At 69.8% G+C, this 15082-nt stretch carries 15 protein-coding genes; 6 read left to right on the top strand and 9 right to left on the bottom strand.

Annotated features, from left to right (window positions below; all coding sequences use genetic code 11):
* Nucleotides 1-29 precede the first annotated feature (29 nt).
* Nucleotides 30-1007, top strand: coding sequence for an adenosine deaminase (gene add / locus OG943_RS07115; RefSeq protein ID WP_328608885.1), 978 nt, complete (start codon nt 30-32; stop codon nt 1005-1007).
* A 31-nt stretch (nt 1008-1038) separates the two neighbouring features.
* Here the strand turns inward: add and OG943_RS07110 are convergent, their stop codons facing one another.
* Complete coding sequence (locus tag OG943_RS07110) at nt 1039-1632, bottom strand: TetR/AcrR family transcriptional regulator (protein ID WP_328608884.1); 594 nt, start codon at nt 1630-1632, stop codon at nt 1039-1041.
* Nucleotides 1633-1737: 105 nt separating this feature from the next.
* Between OG943_RS07110 and OG943_RS07105 the strand changes: the two genes are divergently transcribed.
* Complete coding sequence (locus OG943_RS07105; protein WP_328608883.1) at nt 1738-2475, top strand: SDR family oxidoreductase; 738 nt, start codon at nt 1738-1740, stop codon at nt 2473-2475.
* 32 nt (nt 2476-2507) lie between these two features.
* Here OG943_RS07105 and OG943_RS07100 read toward each other — a convergent pair whose 3' ends face one another.
* Genes OG943_RS07100 through OG943_RS07085 form a run of 4 tightly spaced genes read right to left on the bottom strand, consistent with a single transcriptional unit; the run spans nt 2508 to nt 6506 of the window.
* Nucleotides 2508-3632, bottom strand: a complete 1125-nt coding sequence (locus OG943_RS07100) for a trans-sulfuration enzyme family protein (RefSeq protein WP_328608882.1) — start codon at nt 3630-3632, stop codon at nt 2508-2510.
* Nucleotides 3629-4483, bottom strand: a complete 855-nt coding sequence (locus tag OG943_RS07095) for a class I SAM-dependent methyltransferase (RefSeq protein WP_328608881.1) — start codon at nt 4481-4483, stop codon at nt 3629-3631. The genes OG943_RS07100 and OG943_RS07095 overlap by 4 nt, the downstream gene beginning before the upstream one ends.
* 11 nt (nt 4484-4494) lie before the next feature.
* The gene (locus tag OG943_RS07090) at nt 4495-5763 is read right to left on the bottom strand and encodes an aminotransferase class V-fold PLP-dependent enzyme (protein WP_328608880.1); all 1269 of its coding nucleotides are present in this window, start codon (nt 5761-5763) and stop codon (nt 4495-4497) included.
* Nucleotides 5760-6506, bottom strand: coding sequence for a crotonobetainyl-CoA--carnitine CoA-transferase (locus OG943_RS07085; RefSeq protein ID WP_328608879.1), 747 nt, complete (start codon nt 6504-6506; stop codon nt 5760-5762). Before OG943_RS07085 ends, OG943_RS07090 begins: the two co-directional genes overlap by 4 nt.
* A 328-nt stretch (nt 6507-6834) precedes the next feature.
* Between OG943_RS07085 and OG943_RS07080 the strand changes: the two genes are divergently transcribed.
* The gene (locus OG943_RS07080) at nt 6835-6972 is read left to right on the top strand and encodes a hypothetical protein (RefSeq protein ID WP_328608878.1); all 138 of its coding nucleotides are present in this window, start codon (nt 6835-6837) and stop codon (nt 6970-6972) included.
* Between the two features lie 202 nt (nt 6973-7174).
* Here OG943_RS07080 and OG943_RS07075 read toward each other — a convergent pair whose 3' ends face one another.
* Complete coding sequence (locus tag OG943_RS07075; protein ID WP_328608877.1) at nt 7175-7852, bottom strand: winged helix-turn-helix transcriptional regulator; 678 nt, start codon at nt 7850-7852, stop codon at nt 7175-7177.
* A gap of 222 nt (nt 7853-8074) precedes the next feature.
* The gene (locus OG943_RS07070) at nt 8075-10594 is read right to left on the bottom strand and encodes an ATP-dependent Clp protease ATP-binding subunit (RefSeq protein ID WP_328608876.1); all 2520 of its coding nucleotides are present in this window, start codon (nt 10592-10594) and stop codon (nt 8075-8077) included.
* A 169-nt stretch (nt 10595-10763) separates the two neighbouring features.
* On the opposite strand from OG943_RS07070, the gene OG943_RS07065 reads away from it, so the two are divergent.
* Nucleotides 10764-11603, top strand: a complete 840-nt coding sequence (locus OG943_RS07065; protein WP_328608875.1) for a maleylpyruvate isomerase family mycothiol-dependent enzyme — start codon at nt 10764-10766, stop codon at nt 11601-11603.
* A gap of 224 nt (nt 11604-11827) precedes the next feature.
* Nucleotides 11828-12895, top strand: coding sequence for a cobalamin-independent methionine synthase II family protein (locus OG943_RS07060; RefSeq protein ID WP_328608874.1), 1068 nt, complete (start codon nt 11828-11830; stop codon nt 12893-12895).
* 160 nt (nt 12896-13055) lie between these two features.
* Here OG943_RS07060 and OG943_RS07055 read toward each other — a convergent pair whose 3' ends face one another.
* Nucleotides 13056-13709 (bottom strand): GntR family transcriptional regulator, encoded by a 654-nt coding sequence (locus tag OG943_RS07055; protein ID WP_328612021.1) that lies wholly within the window; start codon nt 13707-13709, stop codon nt 13056-13058.
* Nucleotides 13710-13876: 167 nt separating this feature from the next.
* Here OG943_RS07055 and OG943_RS07050 point away from each other — a divergent pair, with 167 nt between their 5' ends.
* Entirely contained in the window at nt 13877-14860 is a 984-nt protein-coding gene (locus OG943_RS07050; protein ID WP_328608873.1) for a YbhB/YbcL family Raf kinase inhibitor-like protein, read from the top strand.
* A 72-nt stretch (nt 14861-14932) separates the two neighbouring features.
* Here OG943_RS07050 and OG943_RS07045 read toward each other — a convergent pair whose 3' ends face one another.
* Nucleotides 14933-15064 carry a hypothetical protein gene (locus OG943_RS07045; RefSeq protein ID WP_328608872.1) on the bottom strand — a complete coding sequence of 44 codons (132 nt, stop codon included), beginning with the start codon at nt 15062-15064 and terminating at the stop codon, nt 14933-14935.
* Nucleotides 15065-15082: the final 18 nt, after the last annotated feature.

Here is a 15082-nt window from a genome sequence, read left to right as displayed (position 1 = left end):
CCGGCGGCTGGACGGCCCGGCTGCCCAAAGTGGACCTTCACGTTCACCTGCTCGGATCGGCCACGCCCGCGACGGTGGCGGAGCTCGCCCGCCGCCGTCCCGGGCACGGCGTCCCCGCCGACCCGGCGGAGGTCGCGAAGTTCTACCGGTTCACCGATTTCCCCCATTTCCTCACCGTCTACACCGCGGTCAACCGGCTCGTCCGCTCCGGTGAGGACGTCGTCACCCTCGTGACCGGGCTCGCGCACGACCTCGCCCTCGACACCGTCCGGTACGCCGAGGTGACCGTCACCCCGTTGTCCCACCTGAAACAGGGGCTCGCCCCCGGTGAACTCGCCGAAGCCCTCACCGCGGGCCGGGCCGCCGCCCGCGCGGCGGGGGTGGAGCTGGGCTGGGTGTTCGACATCTCCGGCGACGACGGGACGGCGGGCGGTGAGTCCACTGTGGACTGGATACTCCGGTGGCAGCCCGAGGGCACGGTCGGGCTGGGCCTCGGCGGCCCGGAGCACGGCGTCCCCCGGCGGCTCTTCCGCGACGCCTTCGCGCGGGCGCGGGCCGCCGGGCTGCACAGCCTGCCGCACGCGGGCGAGACCACCGGGCCCGCCGAGGTCTGGTCGGCGCTGAACGATCTGGGCGCGGAGCGGATCGGCCACGGGCTCGGTGCGAGCGCCGATCCGCGGCTGCTCGCGCACCTCGCCGAGCGGGGCATCACGGTGGAGGTCTGCCCGACCTCGAACCTCCGCACCGGGGTGGTGGGCTCGCTCGCCGTCCATCCGCTGCCCGGGCTGCTCTCGGCCGGGGTGCCGGTGACCCTCGGCTCCGACGACCCCGGGATGTTCGCCACCACCTGCGGCGGTGAGTACCGGTTGTGCCGGGACCGGCTCGGTCTGTCCACTGAGGACTTGCTGACGATCGCGCGCACCGGGATCGCTGCCGCGTTCTGCTCCGGCGACATCCGGGCGCGGCTGGCCGCGGAGCTGGCGAGGTTCAGCGACACACCGGGATGACCGCGCCGCCGGCTTCGGCAGTGCGGGGTCGTCAGCGCACGACGGAGCGCTCGATCATCTGCAGGGCGGCGGTCTTGGCGAGGCGCAGCTCGTCCTCGCCGATCCCTGCCTTGTGCAGGAATTCGATTCCCTGCATGACGGCGATCAGCGCCCGGGCGGTCTGCTCCGGATCGACGTCGGCGTCGATCTCACCGCTTTCCTGGGCCTGGGCGATCTGTTGGGCGAACAGCGCGAGGGTCTTGGCGTAGACCTGGCTCGCGAGGGTCCGGACCTGCTCGTCCTGGACACTCAGGGCCGCCGCACTGTTGGCCATCAAGCAGCCCTGGGGTGGCAGGTCGAGGCGGCCGCCGTCCTCGAACGTGACGGCCGACGTGACCCCGTGCCACGGGCTCGGGTCGGCGGTGACGGCGGCCTCGAGCCCGGCGGACTGGTGGGCGCAATAGTCGTCCAGGATCCGGATGAACAGGTCGTGCTTGCTGGAGAACGCGCCGTACAGGCTCTGCGTCCCCAGGCCGGTCGCGTCGGTGAGGCCCTGGACCGAAGTGGCCGCGTAGCCGTCGCGCCAGAACACGGCTCTCGCGGCGGTGAGCACGGCCTGCTCGTCGAACTTCCTCGGCCTGGGCATGCGCCCACCCTACCCGTTATGGAGTGATCGCTCAAATTTGACAACACCACCGTCGCTGTGAATTATTGAGGGATCAATCAATAACCACTCAAAGGACGGCAGCACATGACCGCAAGGCCGCTCGAAGGCAAGACCGCGCTGGTGACGGGTGGTTCCAGGGGCGTCGGCGCCGGCATCGTCGCCCGGCTCGCGGCCGACGGCGCGAAGGTGGCATTCACCTACGCGAGTTCCAAAGATCGCGCGGAAGCAGTGGCCGCCGCGGCCGGGGGCGACGCGCACGCGATCCACGCCGACAGCCGGCACGAGCAGGACGTCGTGTCCGCGGTCGCGCAGGCCGCCGACCGTTTCGGCGGCCTGGACATCCTGGTCAACAACGCCGGCGTGGGCAGCTTCGCCACGATCACCGACCTGACGATGGACGAGATCGACGCGATGCTGACGATCAACGTGCGGTCCGCGATCGTCGCCATCCGGGAGTCGCTGGCGCACCTGGGCGAGGGCGGGCGGATCATCAACATCGGCAGCATCAACGCCGACCGCATGCCGTTCCCCGGCGGGTCGATCTACGCCATGACCAAGGGCGCGCTGGCGAGCCTGACCCGCGGGCTCGCCCGTGAACTGGCCCCGCGCGGGATCACCATCACCAACATCCAGCCGGGCCCGGTCGACACCGACGCCAACCCGGCCGACGGGCCCGCCGCGTCGAACATGCTCGCAGCCATGGCGACGGACCGATTCGGGACCGCGGCCGAGGTCGGCGCTTTCGTGTCCTACCTGGCCGGCCCCGACGCCGCCTTCATCACCGGCTCCAGCCTCGACATCGACGGTGGCTTCGGCGTCTGAGCACCGCGCTAGTGCCTTACCGCAGCCCGCGGTCAGCTCTCGTGGCCCGCGCGCAACGCGGACCGCAGGTCTTCGGTCAGGTCGCCGGGATCCTCGATACCGACCGACAACCGGATCAGCTCGTCGGTGATGCCGAGCGCGCGCCGTCGCTCGGCGGGCACGGGCCGGTGCGTCATCGCGGCCGGGCACTCGATCAGCGACCGGACGCCGCCGAGGCTCACCGCGCAGGCGAAGACCCGGACCAGCTCCAGCAGTTTCCCCGGGTCGCCCCGGTAGTCGAACGAGATCATCGACCCGGGCGCGGTCATCTGCCGCCGGGCGAGGGCGTACCCCGGGTCGTCCGGCAGCCCCGGGTACCGCACCCGGCCGACGGACGGCTCGGCGACCAGCACTTCGGCCAGCGCCGCCGCGGTGCGCACCTGCCGTTCGACGCGCAACGACAGGGTTTTCAGCCCGCGGTGGACGAGGTAGCAGTCGAGCGGGCCGGGCACGTTGCCCGCGATGGTGCGATAGGACCGGAACCGCTCGTGCAGCTCCTCGTCGGAGTAGACGAGCGCGCCGCCCAGCACGTCCAGGTGCCCGGCGATGCCCTTGGTGGTGCTGTACAGGCTGATGTCCGCGTGGCGCAACGGCTGCTGCAGCACGGGCCCGGCCAGGGTGTTGTCCACGAGCACCCGGGCGCCGCGTTCGCGGGCGCGCCGGGCGAGGCGTTCGAGGTCGGTGATCTTGAGCAGCGGGTTCGTCGGCGTCTCGACCCACACCAGCGAAACGCCTTGGGGGATCTCGGTTTCCGGGTCGGACAGGTCGGCCTGCACGACGTCGATACCCCGGCGCGCCGTCTCGGCCAACAGGCCGTAGGTGCCGCCGTAGACGTCGTCCGAGCACAGCAGCCGATCGCCCGGACCGAGCAGGGAGAGCGCCGTCATCCCGGCGGCTTGCCCGGACGAGTACACGTCGGCGAAGCGCGCGTCCTCGAGTGAGGCCAGGCAGGTCTCAAGGTTCTCCCGGGTCGGGTTCTCCCCCCGGGCGTAGAAGTAACGCGGCGGGTCCTGCACGCCGCGTTCGTAGGTCGTGGCGAGGTGGAGCGGGGGCACGAGGTCACCGGTGCCCGGCTCCGCGTCCTGCCCGGCGAGGACCAGCTTCGTGTCGAACTTCATCGCGCACCGGCCACGGCGCGCAGGCACAGCGTCTCGGACGGCACGACCACGCCGTCCCCGGTCGCGAAGGGCGCGGCGGCCTCGGTGAACGCCGTCCAGACAGCCGGCGCCGCGACCGTGCCGTACCGGTCCCGCAGCAGCTGTTTCATCCGTGGTGGCAGCACATCCCGGGCGAAACCGGCGAACTCGTCCAGCGAGCCGAGCCGGAACTCGGCGCCGAGGGTGGTGACGGCCAGCTCGCCGAACCCCGCCTCGGCCAGTTCGGCGCGCGCCAGGTCCGCGTCGGCGAGGGCGAACGGGCCGGGCAGCCCGGGCGGAGCCGGCGGGAGCTCCAGCAGCCGCGCCACAACGGCGAAGGCGAGGCTGATCATCGGCACCCGGGGCGGCGTCCCCCATACCGCGGCGGCCAGCACTCCCCCGGGTTTCAGCAGCCGGTGCAGCGTGCGCAGCGTGCCCACCCGGTCCGGCAGGAACGGCAGCGCCCAGCGGCTCAGCACGACGTCGAACCCGCCCGCGGGCAGGCCGAGGTCGTCCAGATCGCCGGCCACGAACTCCACCGGCCCGGCCGCGCGCGCCCGGGCCAGCTCGATCATCCGCGGCGAGAGGTCGACCCCGAGCACGAGCCCGTCCGGCGCCACCGCCAGCGCGGCGGAGACCGCGGGCTCGCCGAGCCCGGTGCCGAAGTCCAGCACCCGCTGGCCCGGGGCGACGCCGCCGAGCCGCAGCAGCTCTGCGGTCACCGCGCCCGCGCCGCGCTCGAACGCCGGCTGCCAGCGCGCCCAGCCCTCGCTGACGTCGTCCCAGATCCGCCGCTGCTCCTCGTGCGCGGCGGCCACGTCGATCGAAGTCATGGCCTCACTCCTCACAGGAACCGGGTGTCCGGGTGCGACGCCGTCCACTCCCCCGGCTCGACCTCGGCCAGCGCGCGGCGGACCGCGTCGAGCTCGGCTTCGGTGGTGTAGACCGCGAACGACAGCCGGACGGTGCCGAGCAGGCCCAGGTCGTCGAGCAGAGTGCTGGCGCAGTGCACGCCGCAGCGGACCGCGATGCCACGCCGGTCCAGGTGCCCGCCGACGTCGTAGGGATGGATGCCGTCCACGGCGAGCGAGACGATCCCGCTGGGCTCCGCGCCCGGGTCGCCGACGATCCGGACCCCGGGAATCGCCGCCAGCTCCGCCACGGCCTGGCCGACCAGCGCCTCGTCGTGCGCGCGCACGGAGTCCCAGCCGAGCCCGGCGACGAACTCCAGCGCCGCGGCCAGCCCAGCCGCGCCGGCCACGTTCGGCGTGCCTGCCTCCAGCCGGGCCGGCACGGGCACGTACTGCACCGGGCTGTCGTGCCGGACGCCCTTCACCGTGCCCCCGCCGACCTGGTATGGGCCGAGCTGCTCCAGCAGTTCCCGGCGGCCGTAGAGCACACCGGTCCCCATCGGGCCGTACACCTTGTGCGCCGAGAACGTGTAGAAGTCGGCGCCCAGTTCACGGACGTCGACCGGGCGGTGCGCCACGGCCTGGGCCCCGTCGACCACGACGCGGGCACCGTGGCGGTGGGCCAGCGCGGCCAGCTCCCGCACCGGGTTGACCGTGCCGAGCACGTTCGACACGTGCCCGATCGCGACGATCCGGACCCGCGGCCCGAGCACCGCGGCGAACGCGGACGGCTCCACCCGGCCGTCCGCGCCGACGGGCGCGACCACCAGCTCCGCACCGGTGTCGTCGCACAAACGCCGCCAGGGCAGCAGGTTCGAGTTGTGTTCGAGCCCGGTCACCACGACCTGGTCGCCCGGCCCGACCGTCGCGCGGCCGAGGGTGTCGGCGAGCAGATTCGTGGCCGCCGTCGTGCTCGCCGTGAACACGATCTCGTCGGCTTCCTCGGCACCGAGGAAGCGGCGGACGACTTCACGGGCTTGTTCGTACTGCTCGGTCGAGGCCATCGCGAGCCCGTAGTAGCCCCGCCCGACGTTGCTGTTGACCGTCTCGTAGTAACCGACCAGCGAGTCGAGCACCTCGCGCGGTTTCTGGGTGGTCGCGGCGTTGTCGAGGTAAACGGGAAACCCGCGGCGGCCGAGGATCGGGAACCGCTCGCGGACGGCGTCGCCGATCAGGCCGCTCGAGGTGGCCGTGCTGGTCATACTGCCTCCAGTCGGTGGAACAGGCCCTCGAACCGATCCAGATGAGACTGGCTCAGCTCGAACACCTTCTGCTCGGGATAGGGGCGCCGCGGCGGCGGGACGTACGCCGGATCGCCGCGCCGCCGGGGCTGCCCGTCGCGGCCCAGCAGGTGCGGCCCGTAGTAGAACCAGCAGATCTGGCCGATCTGCTCGGTCAGCAGCACCCGGTGCACCTCACGCCGGTACATGCCGAGGTGCGCGAAGGTCGCCCGGAACTCGCCGCGGGGCCCGAAGTGGTTGCCGGACATGACATGCCCGAACACGTCGTGCACCGCGCGGAACAGGTCGTTGCAGCACAGGGCGACCCCGTGCGCGGAGATCCCGGACGGTGCCAGCATCGGGTGGAAGCCCGTGGCCGGGCCGGGGCCGTGCCGGACGCTGGTCAGGTGGACCAGCAGCACACCGGTGCCGAGGACCCGTTCGATCAGCTCGGCCGAACTCCGGTAGGGCTGCCCCGCGCCATCCCACGGCCGGACGTCGATCCCGGCTTCGCCGATCAGCCGGAACTGCGCCAGGTTCTCCGCCTTCAGCAGCTCGTACGCCCGCAGCGCCGATCCGGCGAGCCTCGGTGCACGCTCGTAGCACGCGGCGACCTCCCGGCAGTAGTCCTCGTCCAGATCCAGCCGGAACCCGGCAGCGATCCCGGGCGCTCCCGGATGCCGGTCCGCGTACGCCCCGGCCACGACCGTCAGGTCCACCGCCACCAACCCCGCCCTCGCCGGTCGTCCGCTCCCCGCCAACGTCGGAATTCCCAGAATAGCACTGGCTATCTCATTTTAAAGCTACAACGAAAGTCCATCGAGGTCGACTGGTACAGCGACTACGATCATGGCCGACCGGTGGAAGTTCACTAAATTTTCGCATAGCCAGCAGAGGGGCGGTCGGCTACAGTCGGCTCCGAAGCGGCCCGTACTTCCCCCCGGAAGGAGACCGAACCCGAGCCCGGCGCGCTGCCGCGATTCCAGGACACGCACGAGATCGCCGGCCTGCGGGCCACCGACGGCGGACCTGCCGATCCCGCCTTTCGCCGCCGTGACGTCGCAGTACTACGGCAGCCGGATCCGCCACGCGGTCAGTGCTACGGCAGCTGAGTCCGCCATGCGGTCGGTGCCCGCCCCGCCGATCGAGTTCTTCGACCTGACCGGCATCCGGCTCGACCCACTCGACTGACTCGGCTGGTGCCGGCCCCGGAACCCGGGGCCGGGCGGGCGATCCCCCACCCCGTCCGGCCCCGGTCCCAGCGCTGAAGCCGCCCGTGACCCCGGGCGGCTTCGGCGTTTCCGGCACACTCGCACCGGTCCGCTACAACCGCAGCCCAGCGGCGTCGGCCAGGCCTGCCGCCGCGCTCACACGCTACCTGTTCCGGAAGCTCTCACCGGCCGGCGGCGTAGTCCCCGGCGTCAAGGCCGAGCAGGTCGCAGCAGCGCAGCACGGCTTCGACCTCGCCGTCGAGGGTCAGCCGCCCGGTGAGCATCGCGGTCAGCGGGGTGAGCCGCTTCGCGCCGATCTGGACGAACGTCGCGGAGTCCACTTTGGCCACGGTGGCCGGCTCGGATGCCGGGCCACGGGCCGTTTTCGCCTGCCCGCCGGACACTTCGATGCGGAAGACCTCGTCATCGACGCGGAACTCGTACTGCTCCTCGTGGTCCGTGACGGCCTCCTGCCGGAGCATCGACTCGACCGCGAGGAAGCCCCAGTGCGGGCGCACCGTGTCGTCGGGATGGATTTCACCGACGAAATCGAGGCCCCAGCGCGCCAGCCCGAGCACGAACGGGCGCAGCCGCGCGCCCCGCTCGGTCAGCTCGTAGGCCAGCCGGGAGCCGGTGCCCTTGACGTCGACGCGCCGCACGACATCCTGCTCGGTCAGGAACTTCAGCCGGTCGGCCAGCAGGTTGGTGCCCATGCCGGGCAGGTCGGCGAGCAGCTCGCCGTAGTGCCGGGGCCCCATCATCAGCTCGCGGACGACGAGCAGGGTCCACCGCTCGCCGATCACATCCAACCCGGACGCCAGGCCGCAGTACTGGTGGTAGTTCCGCTTCGTCGTCGTCATGTTCGTGCCTCCATCACCAATACTAGGTGATTATGTACGAACCTCGGCGCCAGCGCGCACTGAGTGGCCCAGGCCTCCATCACGGTGCGCCCAGGCGGGACTGCTCCGGGTACGCCTTCCGCACCGGCATACCGCGGAATTCACCAAAGCAAACCAATCGAGCGTCCGAAAAGGACAGTGCCTGCCTTCGGACACTGTCCTTTCAGACCAGGCGCCGCCGGATCAGACGACAACCGCCCGGAGCCGTCCACTGAAGGTGAAGCAGGCCTCCTCTTCAAGTCCGTCGGAGTCGTCACGGTCGTCGGAGTCTTCGGGGTTGCCGCTCCAGCCGTCGACGTCGACCAGGATGATCTGGCCGGCTTCGATCTCGCCGAAGAGGATCTTCTCCGAGAGCTGGTCCTCGATCTCCCGCTGGATGGTGCGACGCAGCGGCCGGGCACCCAAAACGGGGTCGAACCCGCGCTTGGCCAGCAGGGCCTTCGCCTTGCCGGTCAGCTCGATGTCCATGTCCTTGGCCTTGAGCTGCTTCTCCACCCGCCCGATCATCAAATCGACCATCTGGATGATCTGATCCTGGGTCAGCTGGTGGAACACGATGATGTCATCGATCCGGTTCAGGAACTCCGGCCGGAAATGCTTCTTCATCTCCTCGTTGACCTTCTGCTTCATCTTCTCGTAGCGGTTCGACACATCCGCTCCGGAAGAGAAACCGAGGCTGACGGACTTCGAGATGTCCGACGTGCCCAGGTTCGACGTGAAGATCAGCACCGTGTTCTTGAAGTCCACCGTCCGGCCCTGACCATCCGTCAACCGGCCGTCCTCCAGCACCTGCAGGAGCGTGTTGTAGATCTCCTGGTGCGCCTTCTCGATCTCATCGAACAACACCACCGAGAACGGCTTCCGCCGCACCTTCTCGGTCAGCTGCCCACCCTCCTCATACCCGACATAACCGGGAGGGGCACCGAACAACCGCGACGCCGTGTACCGGTCATGGAACTCGCCCATGTCGATCTGGATCAGCGCGTCGTCCTCACCGAACAAGAACGCCGCCAACGCCTTCGACAACTCCGTCTTCCCCACACCCGACGGGCCGGCGAAGATGAACGACCCCGACGGGCGCTTCGGGTCCTTCAACCCCGCCCGCGTCCGGCGAATCGCCTGCGACACGGCCTTGACCGCGTCCTCCTGCCCGATGATCCGCTTGTGGAGCTCTTCCTCCATCCGCAGCAGGCGGGTCGTCTCCTCCTCGGTCAGCTTGAACACCGGGATACCGGTCCAGTTGGCCAGCACCTCCGCGATCTGCTCATCATCGACCTCGGCGACAACATCCAGGTCGCCGTCCTTCCACTGCTTCTCCCGCTCACCCTTCTGCCCGAGAAGAGTCTTCTCCTCGTCCCGCAGCCGGGCCGCGCGCTCGAAGTCCTGCGCGTCTATCGCCGACTCCTTGTCCCGACGCACATCGGCGATCTTCTCGTCGAACTCCCGCAAGTCCGGCGGCGCCGTCATCCGCCGGATCCGCATCCGCGCGCCGGCCTCGTCGATCAAGTCGATCGCCTTGTCCGGCAGGAACCGGTCATTGATATACCGATCCGCCAACGTCGCCGCCGCGACCAGGGCCGAGTCGGTGATCGAGACACGGTGGTGCGCCTCATACCGGTCCCGCAGACCCTTCAAAATCTCGATCGTGTGCTCCAGCGACGGCTCACCCACCTGGATCGGCTGGAACCGCCGCTCCAACGCCGCGTCCTTCTCGATGTACTTGCGGTACTCCTCCAGCGTGGTCGCACCGATCGTCTGCAACTCACCCCGCGCCAGCATCGGCTTCAAAATCGAGGCCGCGTCAATCGCGCCCTCCGCCGCACCCGCACCCACCAGAGTGTGGAGCTCGTCGATGAACAAGATGATGTCGCCGCGGGTCTTGATCTCCTTCAGCACCTTCTTCAGGCGCTCCTCGAAATCACCCCGATACCGCGAACCCGCCACCAGGGAACCCAGGTCCAAGGTGTAGAGCTGCTTGTCCTTCAGCGTCTCCGGCACCTCGCCCTTGACAATGCTCTGCGCCAGGCCCTCGACGACAGCGGTCTTGCCGACACCAGGCTCGCCGATCAGCACCGGGTTGTTCTTCGTCCGGCGGGACAGGACCTGCATGACCCGCTCGATCTCCTTGCCGCGCCCGATGACCGGGTCCAGCTTGCCCTCCCGGGCCAGCACCGTCATATTGCGGCCGAACTGGTCCAGCACCAGCGACGACGACGGCGTGCCCTCACCACGGCCGGAACCCGACTCGGTCGACTTCTCCCCCGTCTGATACCCCGACAGGAGCTGCAACACCTGCTGACGCACCCGGTTCAGGTCCGCACCCAGCTTGACCAGCACCTGCGCGGCGACACCCTCACCCTCGCGGATCAAGCCCAGCAGAATGTGCTCGGTGCCGATGTAGTTGTGGCCCAGCTGCAACGCCTCACGCAGCGACAGCTCCAACACTTTCTTCGCCCGCGGCGTGAACGGGATATGCCCGGACGGCGCCTGCTGACCCTGGCCGATGATCTCCTCGACCTGCTGGCGCACACCCTCGAGGGCAATGCCCAGCGACTCCAGCGCCTTCGCGGCGACACCCTCACCCTCATGGATCAGACCCAGAAGGATGTGCTCGGTGCCGATGTAGTTGTGGTTGAGCATCCTGGCCTCTTCCTGGGCCAGAACGACCACCCGCCTCGCGCGGTCGGTGAACCTCTCAAACATGCGCACTCCCTCGACTGCTGCGTCGGCGGGCGGGATCCACGAGGGGCCGCCGGCACACCGCGAACCACTGCCATGAGTTTCACTATTGTTTCATATATCAAACGAGCCGCCAAGGCCGACCTGGCCCCACTCTCTTCCCTATGACTAGTTCTCGCGATAGCTTCATACGATGACCGCGACGCTGGACGCACCGGGCTGGCAAGCGCTCCACGACGCGGTGGAGCAGGCCACCGGACGCTGCGCCGGGCTGCTCGACCAGCTGACGACGCCCGCCGCGCCCGCCACCGAGCGATGGTCCGCCGTGGAGGTGGGCGCGCATCTGGTCACCGTCGCGGCGCTGGCCCGCGCCGCGCTGCCCGGCCGGCCCGGCGCCCACCCGTTCCCGGAGCTGGCCGAACGGGTCAGCCACACCAAGCTCTCGGACATCGCGGAACTCAACGAACTGCTCCTGAAGCGCTACCCCGAACGCGATCCGCGGTCGCTGGCGGAAGCGCTCCGAGCCACCGTCGCCGGCGTCCTCGACGACTGCCGCGGCCTGACGCCCGAGACATCGGTCGAATGGTTCGGCGGCCTGGTGTTCCCCCTTTCGGCGGCACTCGCGCATCTGCTCAACGAGCTGCTCATCCACGGGCACGACCTCGCCGTCGCCGCGGGCGCGCCGCCGACGGTGCCCGACGCGCCCGCGGCGGTCGCGTTCACCCGGTTCATCCTCGTGGTGTTCGGCTACCACGAGGACTCCGCCCCACCGGGGCCCGGCCCGAGGATCACCGTCGAGTTCCGTTCCCCTTACACCGCACCGGTGGTCCTCGCGATGACCGGCGGCCGCTTCTCGGTCGAGCCGGCCGGGCAGCCCGTCGACGCGCACGTGTGGTTCTCCCCCGGCGCGTTCATGCTCATGCTGTTCGGCCGGACCGGCGTGCTGCGCACGACGCTCACCGGCAAGGTGCTCGTCTGGGGCCGCCGGCCCTGGCGGCTGCGCACGTTGCTCAACGCGGTCTCGATCCCCTAGCCCATCGCCGTACAGAAGTCACCGCGCAGAACGGAACTGCGCAATCGCGAGTATTCCAATCTTTCCCCTGCGCAAAAAACGCCTTGACAGAAATGAACGCCGGGTAACGACCGCCCGCCGCTGTCGTCTGTTCGGGCGATCTCCCCGTACTCCGAATGATCAAGCGAAAAATGCTGGTAGGGTCCGACGGCAACTGCACCCGTTCCGCGACCCGTGGAGGAAGCGTGCCCATTCCCACCGAACCCATCGGCAGCATTCCCCGGCCTGACTATCTGTTGACCGGTGCTGCCGAGTTCGCCGCCGGGAGAACGACCGCCGAGGAACTCGCCGCGCTGAATCTTCGCGCGGTCACCGAAACGCTCCGGTTATTCGAAGAAACCGGGTCACCGGTGATCACCGACGGCGAACAGGGCAAGCCCAGCTTCGCCACCTACCCGCTGGCCGGCCTGGCGTCACTCGCTCCCGACGGCGTGGTCATCCCCTTCGCCGACGGCCACACCCGGCAGCTGCCGCGCCTGACCGCGGGCCCGTTCCGCTACCAGACCCACGCCGACGAATACCTCAAGCTGGCCCGCGAGCACACCACCCGGCCGGTCAAGCAGGCGGTGATCGCGGCGTCCGCGGTCGGCCTCGTCTACCCGGCGGACGGCATCGAGGGCTACAGCCGCGACGAATTCCTGGCCGACCTGGTCAACGAAGCCGAGGCGGACATCCGGCGATGCCTGGACGCCGGCGCCGACAGCGTGCAAATCGACTTCACCGAAGGACGGCTTTCGCTGAAGCTCGACCCCAGCGGCGACCTGTTGCGCTCGTTCATCGACCTGAACAACACCGTCCTCGAACGCTTCACCGCCGACGAGCGGCAGAAGATCGGCGTGCACACCTGCCCGGGCGGCGACCAGGATTCCGTGCACAGCCTCGACGTCGACTACGCCGGGCTCCTGCCCGCGCTCTTCGACCTCAAGGCCGGCCGCTTCTTCGTCCAGCTCGCCAGCGAAACCGACCCCGAAGCCGCCCTCGGCATCATCGCGAAACACTCCAAGCCGGATCAGCGTGTCTACGTCGGCGTGATCGACCCGATCGACCCGCGGGTCGAGACGGCGGAAGAAGTGCGTGACCGGATCCTCACCGCCGCCCGCCACATTCCCGTCGAACGCCTCGGCACCTGCGACGACTGCGGCTTCTCCCCCTTCGCCGACGACACCTCCACTTCGCGGCAGATCGCGTTCGCGAAAATCAAGGCCCGCGTCGAAGGCACCCGGCTCGCCGCGGAAAGCCTGGGCTTGAACTAGCGGAAACGGCGAATCCGCCGAGCACAATGGACCGAGGACACCACTCGCGTCCTCACCTGACAATCGTGAAGAAAAGCGGTGCCGATTTCACCGATCCCGAAGCCCCGGCTCCGGGATCGGTGATCCGGTTCCGTCGTCCGGGGCGAATCGGCAAGACGCGTCAGGATTTCTTCGCGGATTCGGGCCGGGTCAGCCCGGCCGCGGTCTCGGTGAGGTGCCGGGCCAGTACCTCGGCCGCGGTGTCCGCGTCACGGGCCAGCGCCACCTCCTCCAGACGCTGGTGCTCGCCGAGGTGGTCCCGGCCGGGCGTCCGCTGTGCCGACCAGCGGCGGGCCAGCTCGCTCGCGCTCCACAGCCGGTCGAAAGTCTCCAGCAGGACCGGGTTGCCGCAGCCGTCGAGCAGGGCGCGGTGGAAGGCGCGGTGGGCTTCGGACCAGGCGCCGCTGAAGTACTCACCCTCCTCCGGCACGTACGCCGGAGTGCGGGCCAGACGGTGGTGGGCAGCCCGCACGCGCGACTCCCACTCGACATCGCCGCGCTCGATGGACATCCGCAGCACCACCGGTTCGATGGTCCGGCGGGCCTCCGCGATCTCCTGCCAGCGGCGGTCGGAGAAGGCTGGAATCGCGAAGCCGCGATTGGGCAGCCGGTCGGCGAGGCCGTCGCCGACGACCCGCACGAGCGCCTCCCGCACGACAGCCAGGCTCACGCCCTGCTCCTTGGCCAGGTCCTGCGGTTTGAGGGCGTCGCCGGGGGCGTACCGCCCGCGCATGATCGCGTCCCGCAGGTGTGCGTAGACCTGCTCGGAGAGCATCTGCTTCCCCGGCGAGGCCGAGGCTTGGTCCGTCCCGGTCATGGCGTCATCGTAGACGATCCGGAGGATCATCGATTATCGGTGCTATAGTCGATCTTGCACCGCAGCTTTGAGCTTGAGTCACCACGCTTTGCATCACCACAGCAAGGCCCGAAAGGAACGACGCCATGAGCGCCAACGACCCGTTCGCCCGTCTCCCCGAGGCGGCCTCCTTCACCGTCACCAGCACCACCATCGCCGACGGCGCCGCCTTGCCGCTCTCCGACGGGAAAGACGTCTCCCCCCAGCTGTCCTGGAGCGGCGCCCCGGCGGGCACCAAGAGCTACGCGGTCACCGTCTACGACCCGGACGCCCCCACCGGGTCCGGGTTCTGGCACTGGGCGGTCGCCGACATCCCCGCCACCGTCACGGAACTGCCCGAGGGCGCCGGCGACGACACCGGCGCGGGCCTGCCCGAGGGCGCGTTCGCGCTGCCCAACGACGCGCGCGTGACCCGCTTCCTCGGCGCCGCCCCGCCGGCCGGGCACGGCCCGCACCGCTACTTCTTCGTGGTGCACGCGCTCGACGTCGAGTCCCTCGGCGTCCCGGCCGACGCCACCCCCGCGTTCCTCGGCTTCACCATGACCTCGCACATCCTCGGTCGCGCGGTTCTGACCGCCACGGCGGAAAACGGCAGCGCCGAACAGGTCGAACGGATCGAGGTCTCCCGGCTCATCCCCGCCCCCGCCGACGCCGTCTTCGCGGTCCTGACCGACCCGAAGGGCCACGTGGACATCGACGCGTCGGGAATGCTGCTCGACGCCGAAGGGGACCCCGTCCGGCAGTCCGGCGACCGGTTCGTGGTCCACATGGACCGCGAGGCCCTCGGGGACCGGCCCCTGGGCAAGTACGACGTCGAGGTGGTCATCACCGAGTTCGCCCCGGACAAGGAGATCGCCTGGACCGTCACCGGGACCCGGACCCCGGTCCGCCACGTCTACGGCTACCGGCTGGAGCCCGCCGAAGGCGGCACCCTCGTCACGTCCTACTACGACTGGTCGGAGATCACCGAGGAGTGGAAGGCGCGGCTCACCTTCCCGGTGGTCCCCGAGTCCGCGCTCAAGGCCACTCTGGGGATCCTCGAGCGGACCGTCCGCCGGCGAGCCGTCTGATTCTCAAGTGGACAGTGACTGAGGCGGGTCGCGGATCCCCCCGGTTCCGCGACCCGCCTCAGCCCGCTCAGCTCACTGGCAGGCTTCGCAGTCGGGGTCGTCGATGCGGCAGGCGGCCCCGTCGGTGAGCGGGAAGTCGAAGTCGTCGAGCGCGGGCACGACCGGCACGGCGGACGTTTCTTCCGGTGTGGTGGTGGCGGACATGGGACTCCCTTGGGTGCG

This window comes from Amycolatopsis sp. NBC_00345 (assembly GCF_036116635.1).
In the GTDB taxonomy this organism is placed as follows: Bacteria; Actinomycetota; Actinomycetes; order Mycobacteriales; family Pseudonocardiaceae; genus Amycolatopsis.
This window is presented reverse-complemented; position numbering and strand designations above follow the sequence as displayed.

Bases quoted from the DNA above. Each gene is read 5' to 3' on its own strand.
- OG943_RS07065 (WP_328608875.1), top strand. From the start codon at position 10,764: ATGACCGCGACGCTGGACGCACCGGGCTGGCAAGCGCTCCACGACGCG.
- OG943_RS07090 (WP_328608880.1), bottom strand. From the start codon at position 5,763: ATGACCAGCACGGCCACCTCGAGCGGCCTGATCGGCGACGCCGTCCGC.
- OG943_RS07110 (WP_328608884.1), bottom strand. From the start codon at position 1,632: ATGCCCAGGCCGAGGAAGTTCGACGAGCAGGCCGTGCTCACCGCCGCG.
- OG943_RS07055 (WP_328612021.1), bottom strand. From the start codon at position 13,709: ATGCTCTCCGAGCAGGTCTACGCACACCTGCGGGACGCGATCATGCGC.
- OG943_RS07095 (WP_328608881.1), bottom strand. From the start codon at position 4,483: ATGACTTCGATCGACGTGGCCGCCGCGCACGAGGAGCAGCGGCGGATC.
- OG943_RS07045 (WP_328608872.1), bottom strand. From the start codon at position 15,064: ATGTCCGCCACCACCACACCGGAAGAAACGTCCGCCGTGCCGGTCGTG.
- OG943_RS07050 (WP_328608873.1), top strand. From the start codon at position 13,877: ATGAGCGCCAACGACCCGTTCGCCCGTCTCCCCGAGGCGGCCTCCTTC.
- OG943_RS07070 (WP_328608876.1), bottom strand. From the start codon at position 10,594: ATGTTTGAGAGGTTCACCGACCGCGCGAGGCGGGTGGTCGTTCTGGCC.
- OG943_RS07075 (WP_328608877.1), bottom strand. From the start codon at position 7,852: ATGACGACGACGAAGCGGAACTACCACCAGTACTGCGGCCTGGCGTCC.
- OG943_RS07100 (WP_328608882.1), bottom strand. From the start codon at position 3,632: ATGAAGTTCGACACGAAGCTGGTCCTCGCCGGGCAGGACGCGGAGCCG.
- OG943_RS07105 (WP_328608883.1), top strand. From the start codon at position 1,738: ATGACCGCAAGGCCGCTCGAAGGCAAGACCGCGCTGGTGACGGGTGGT.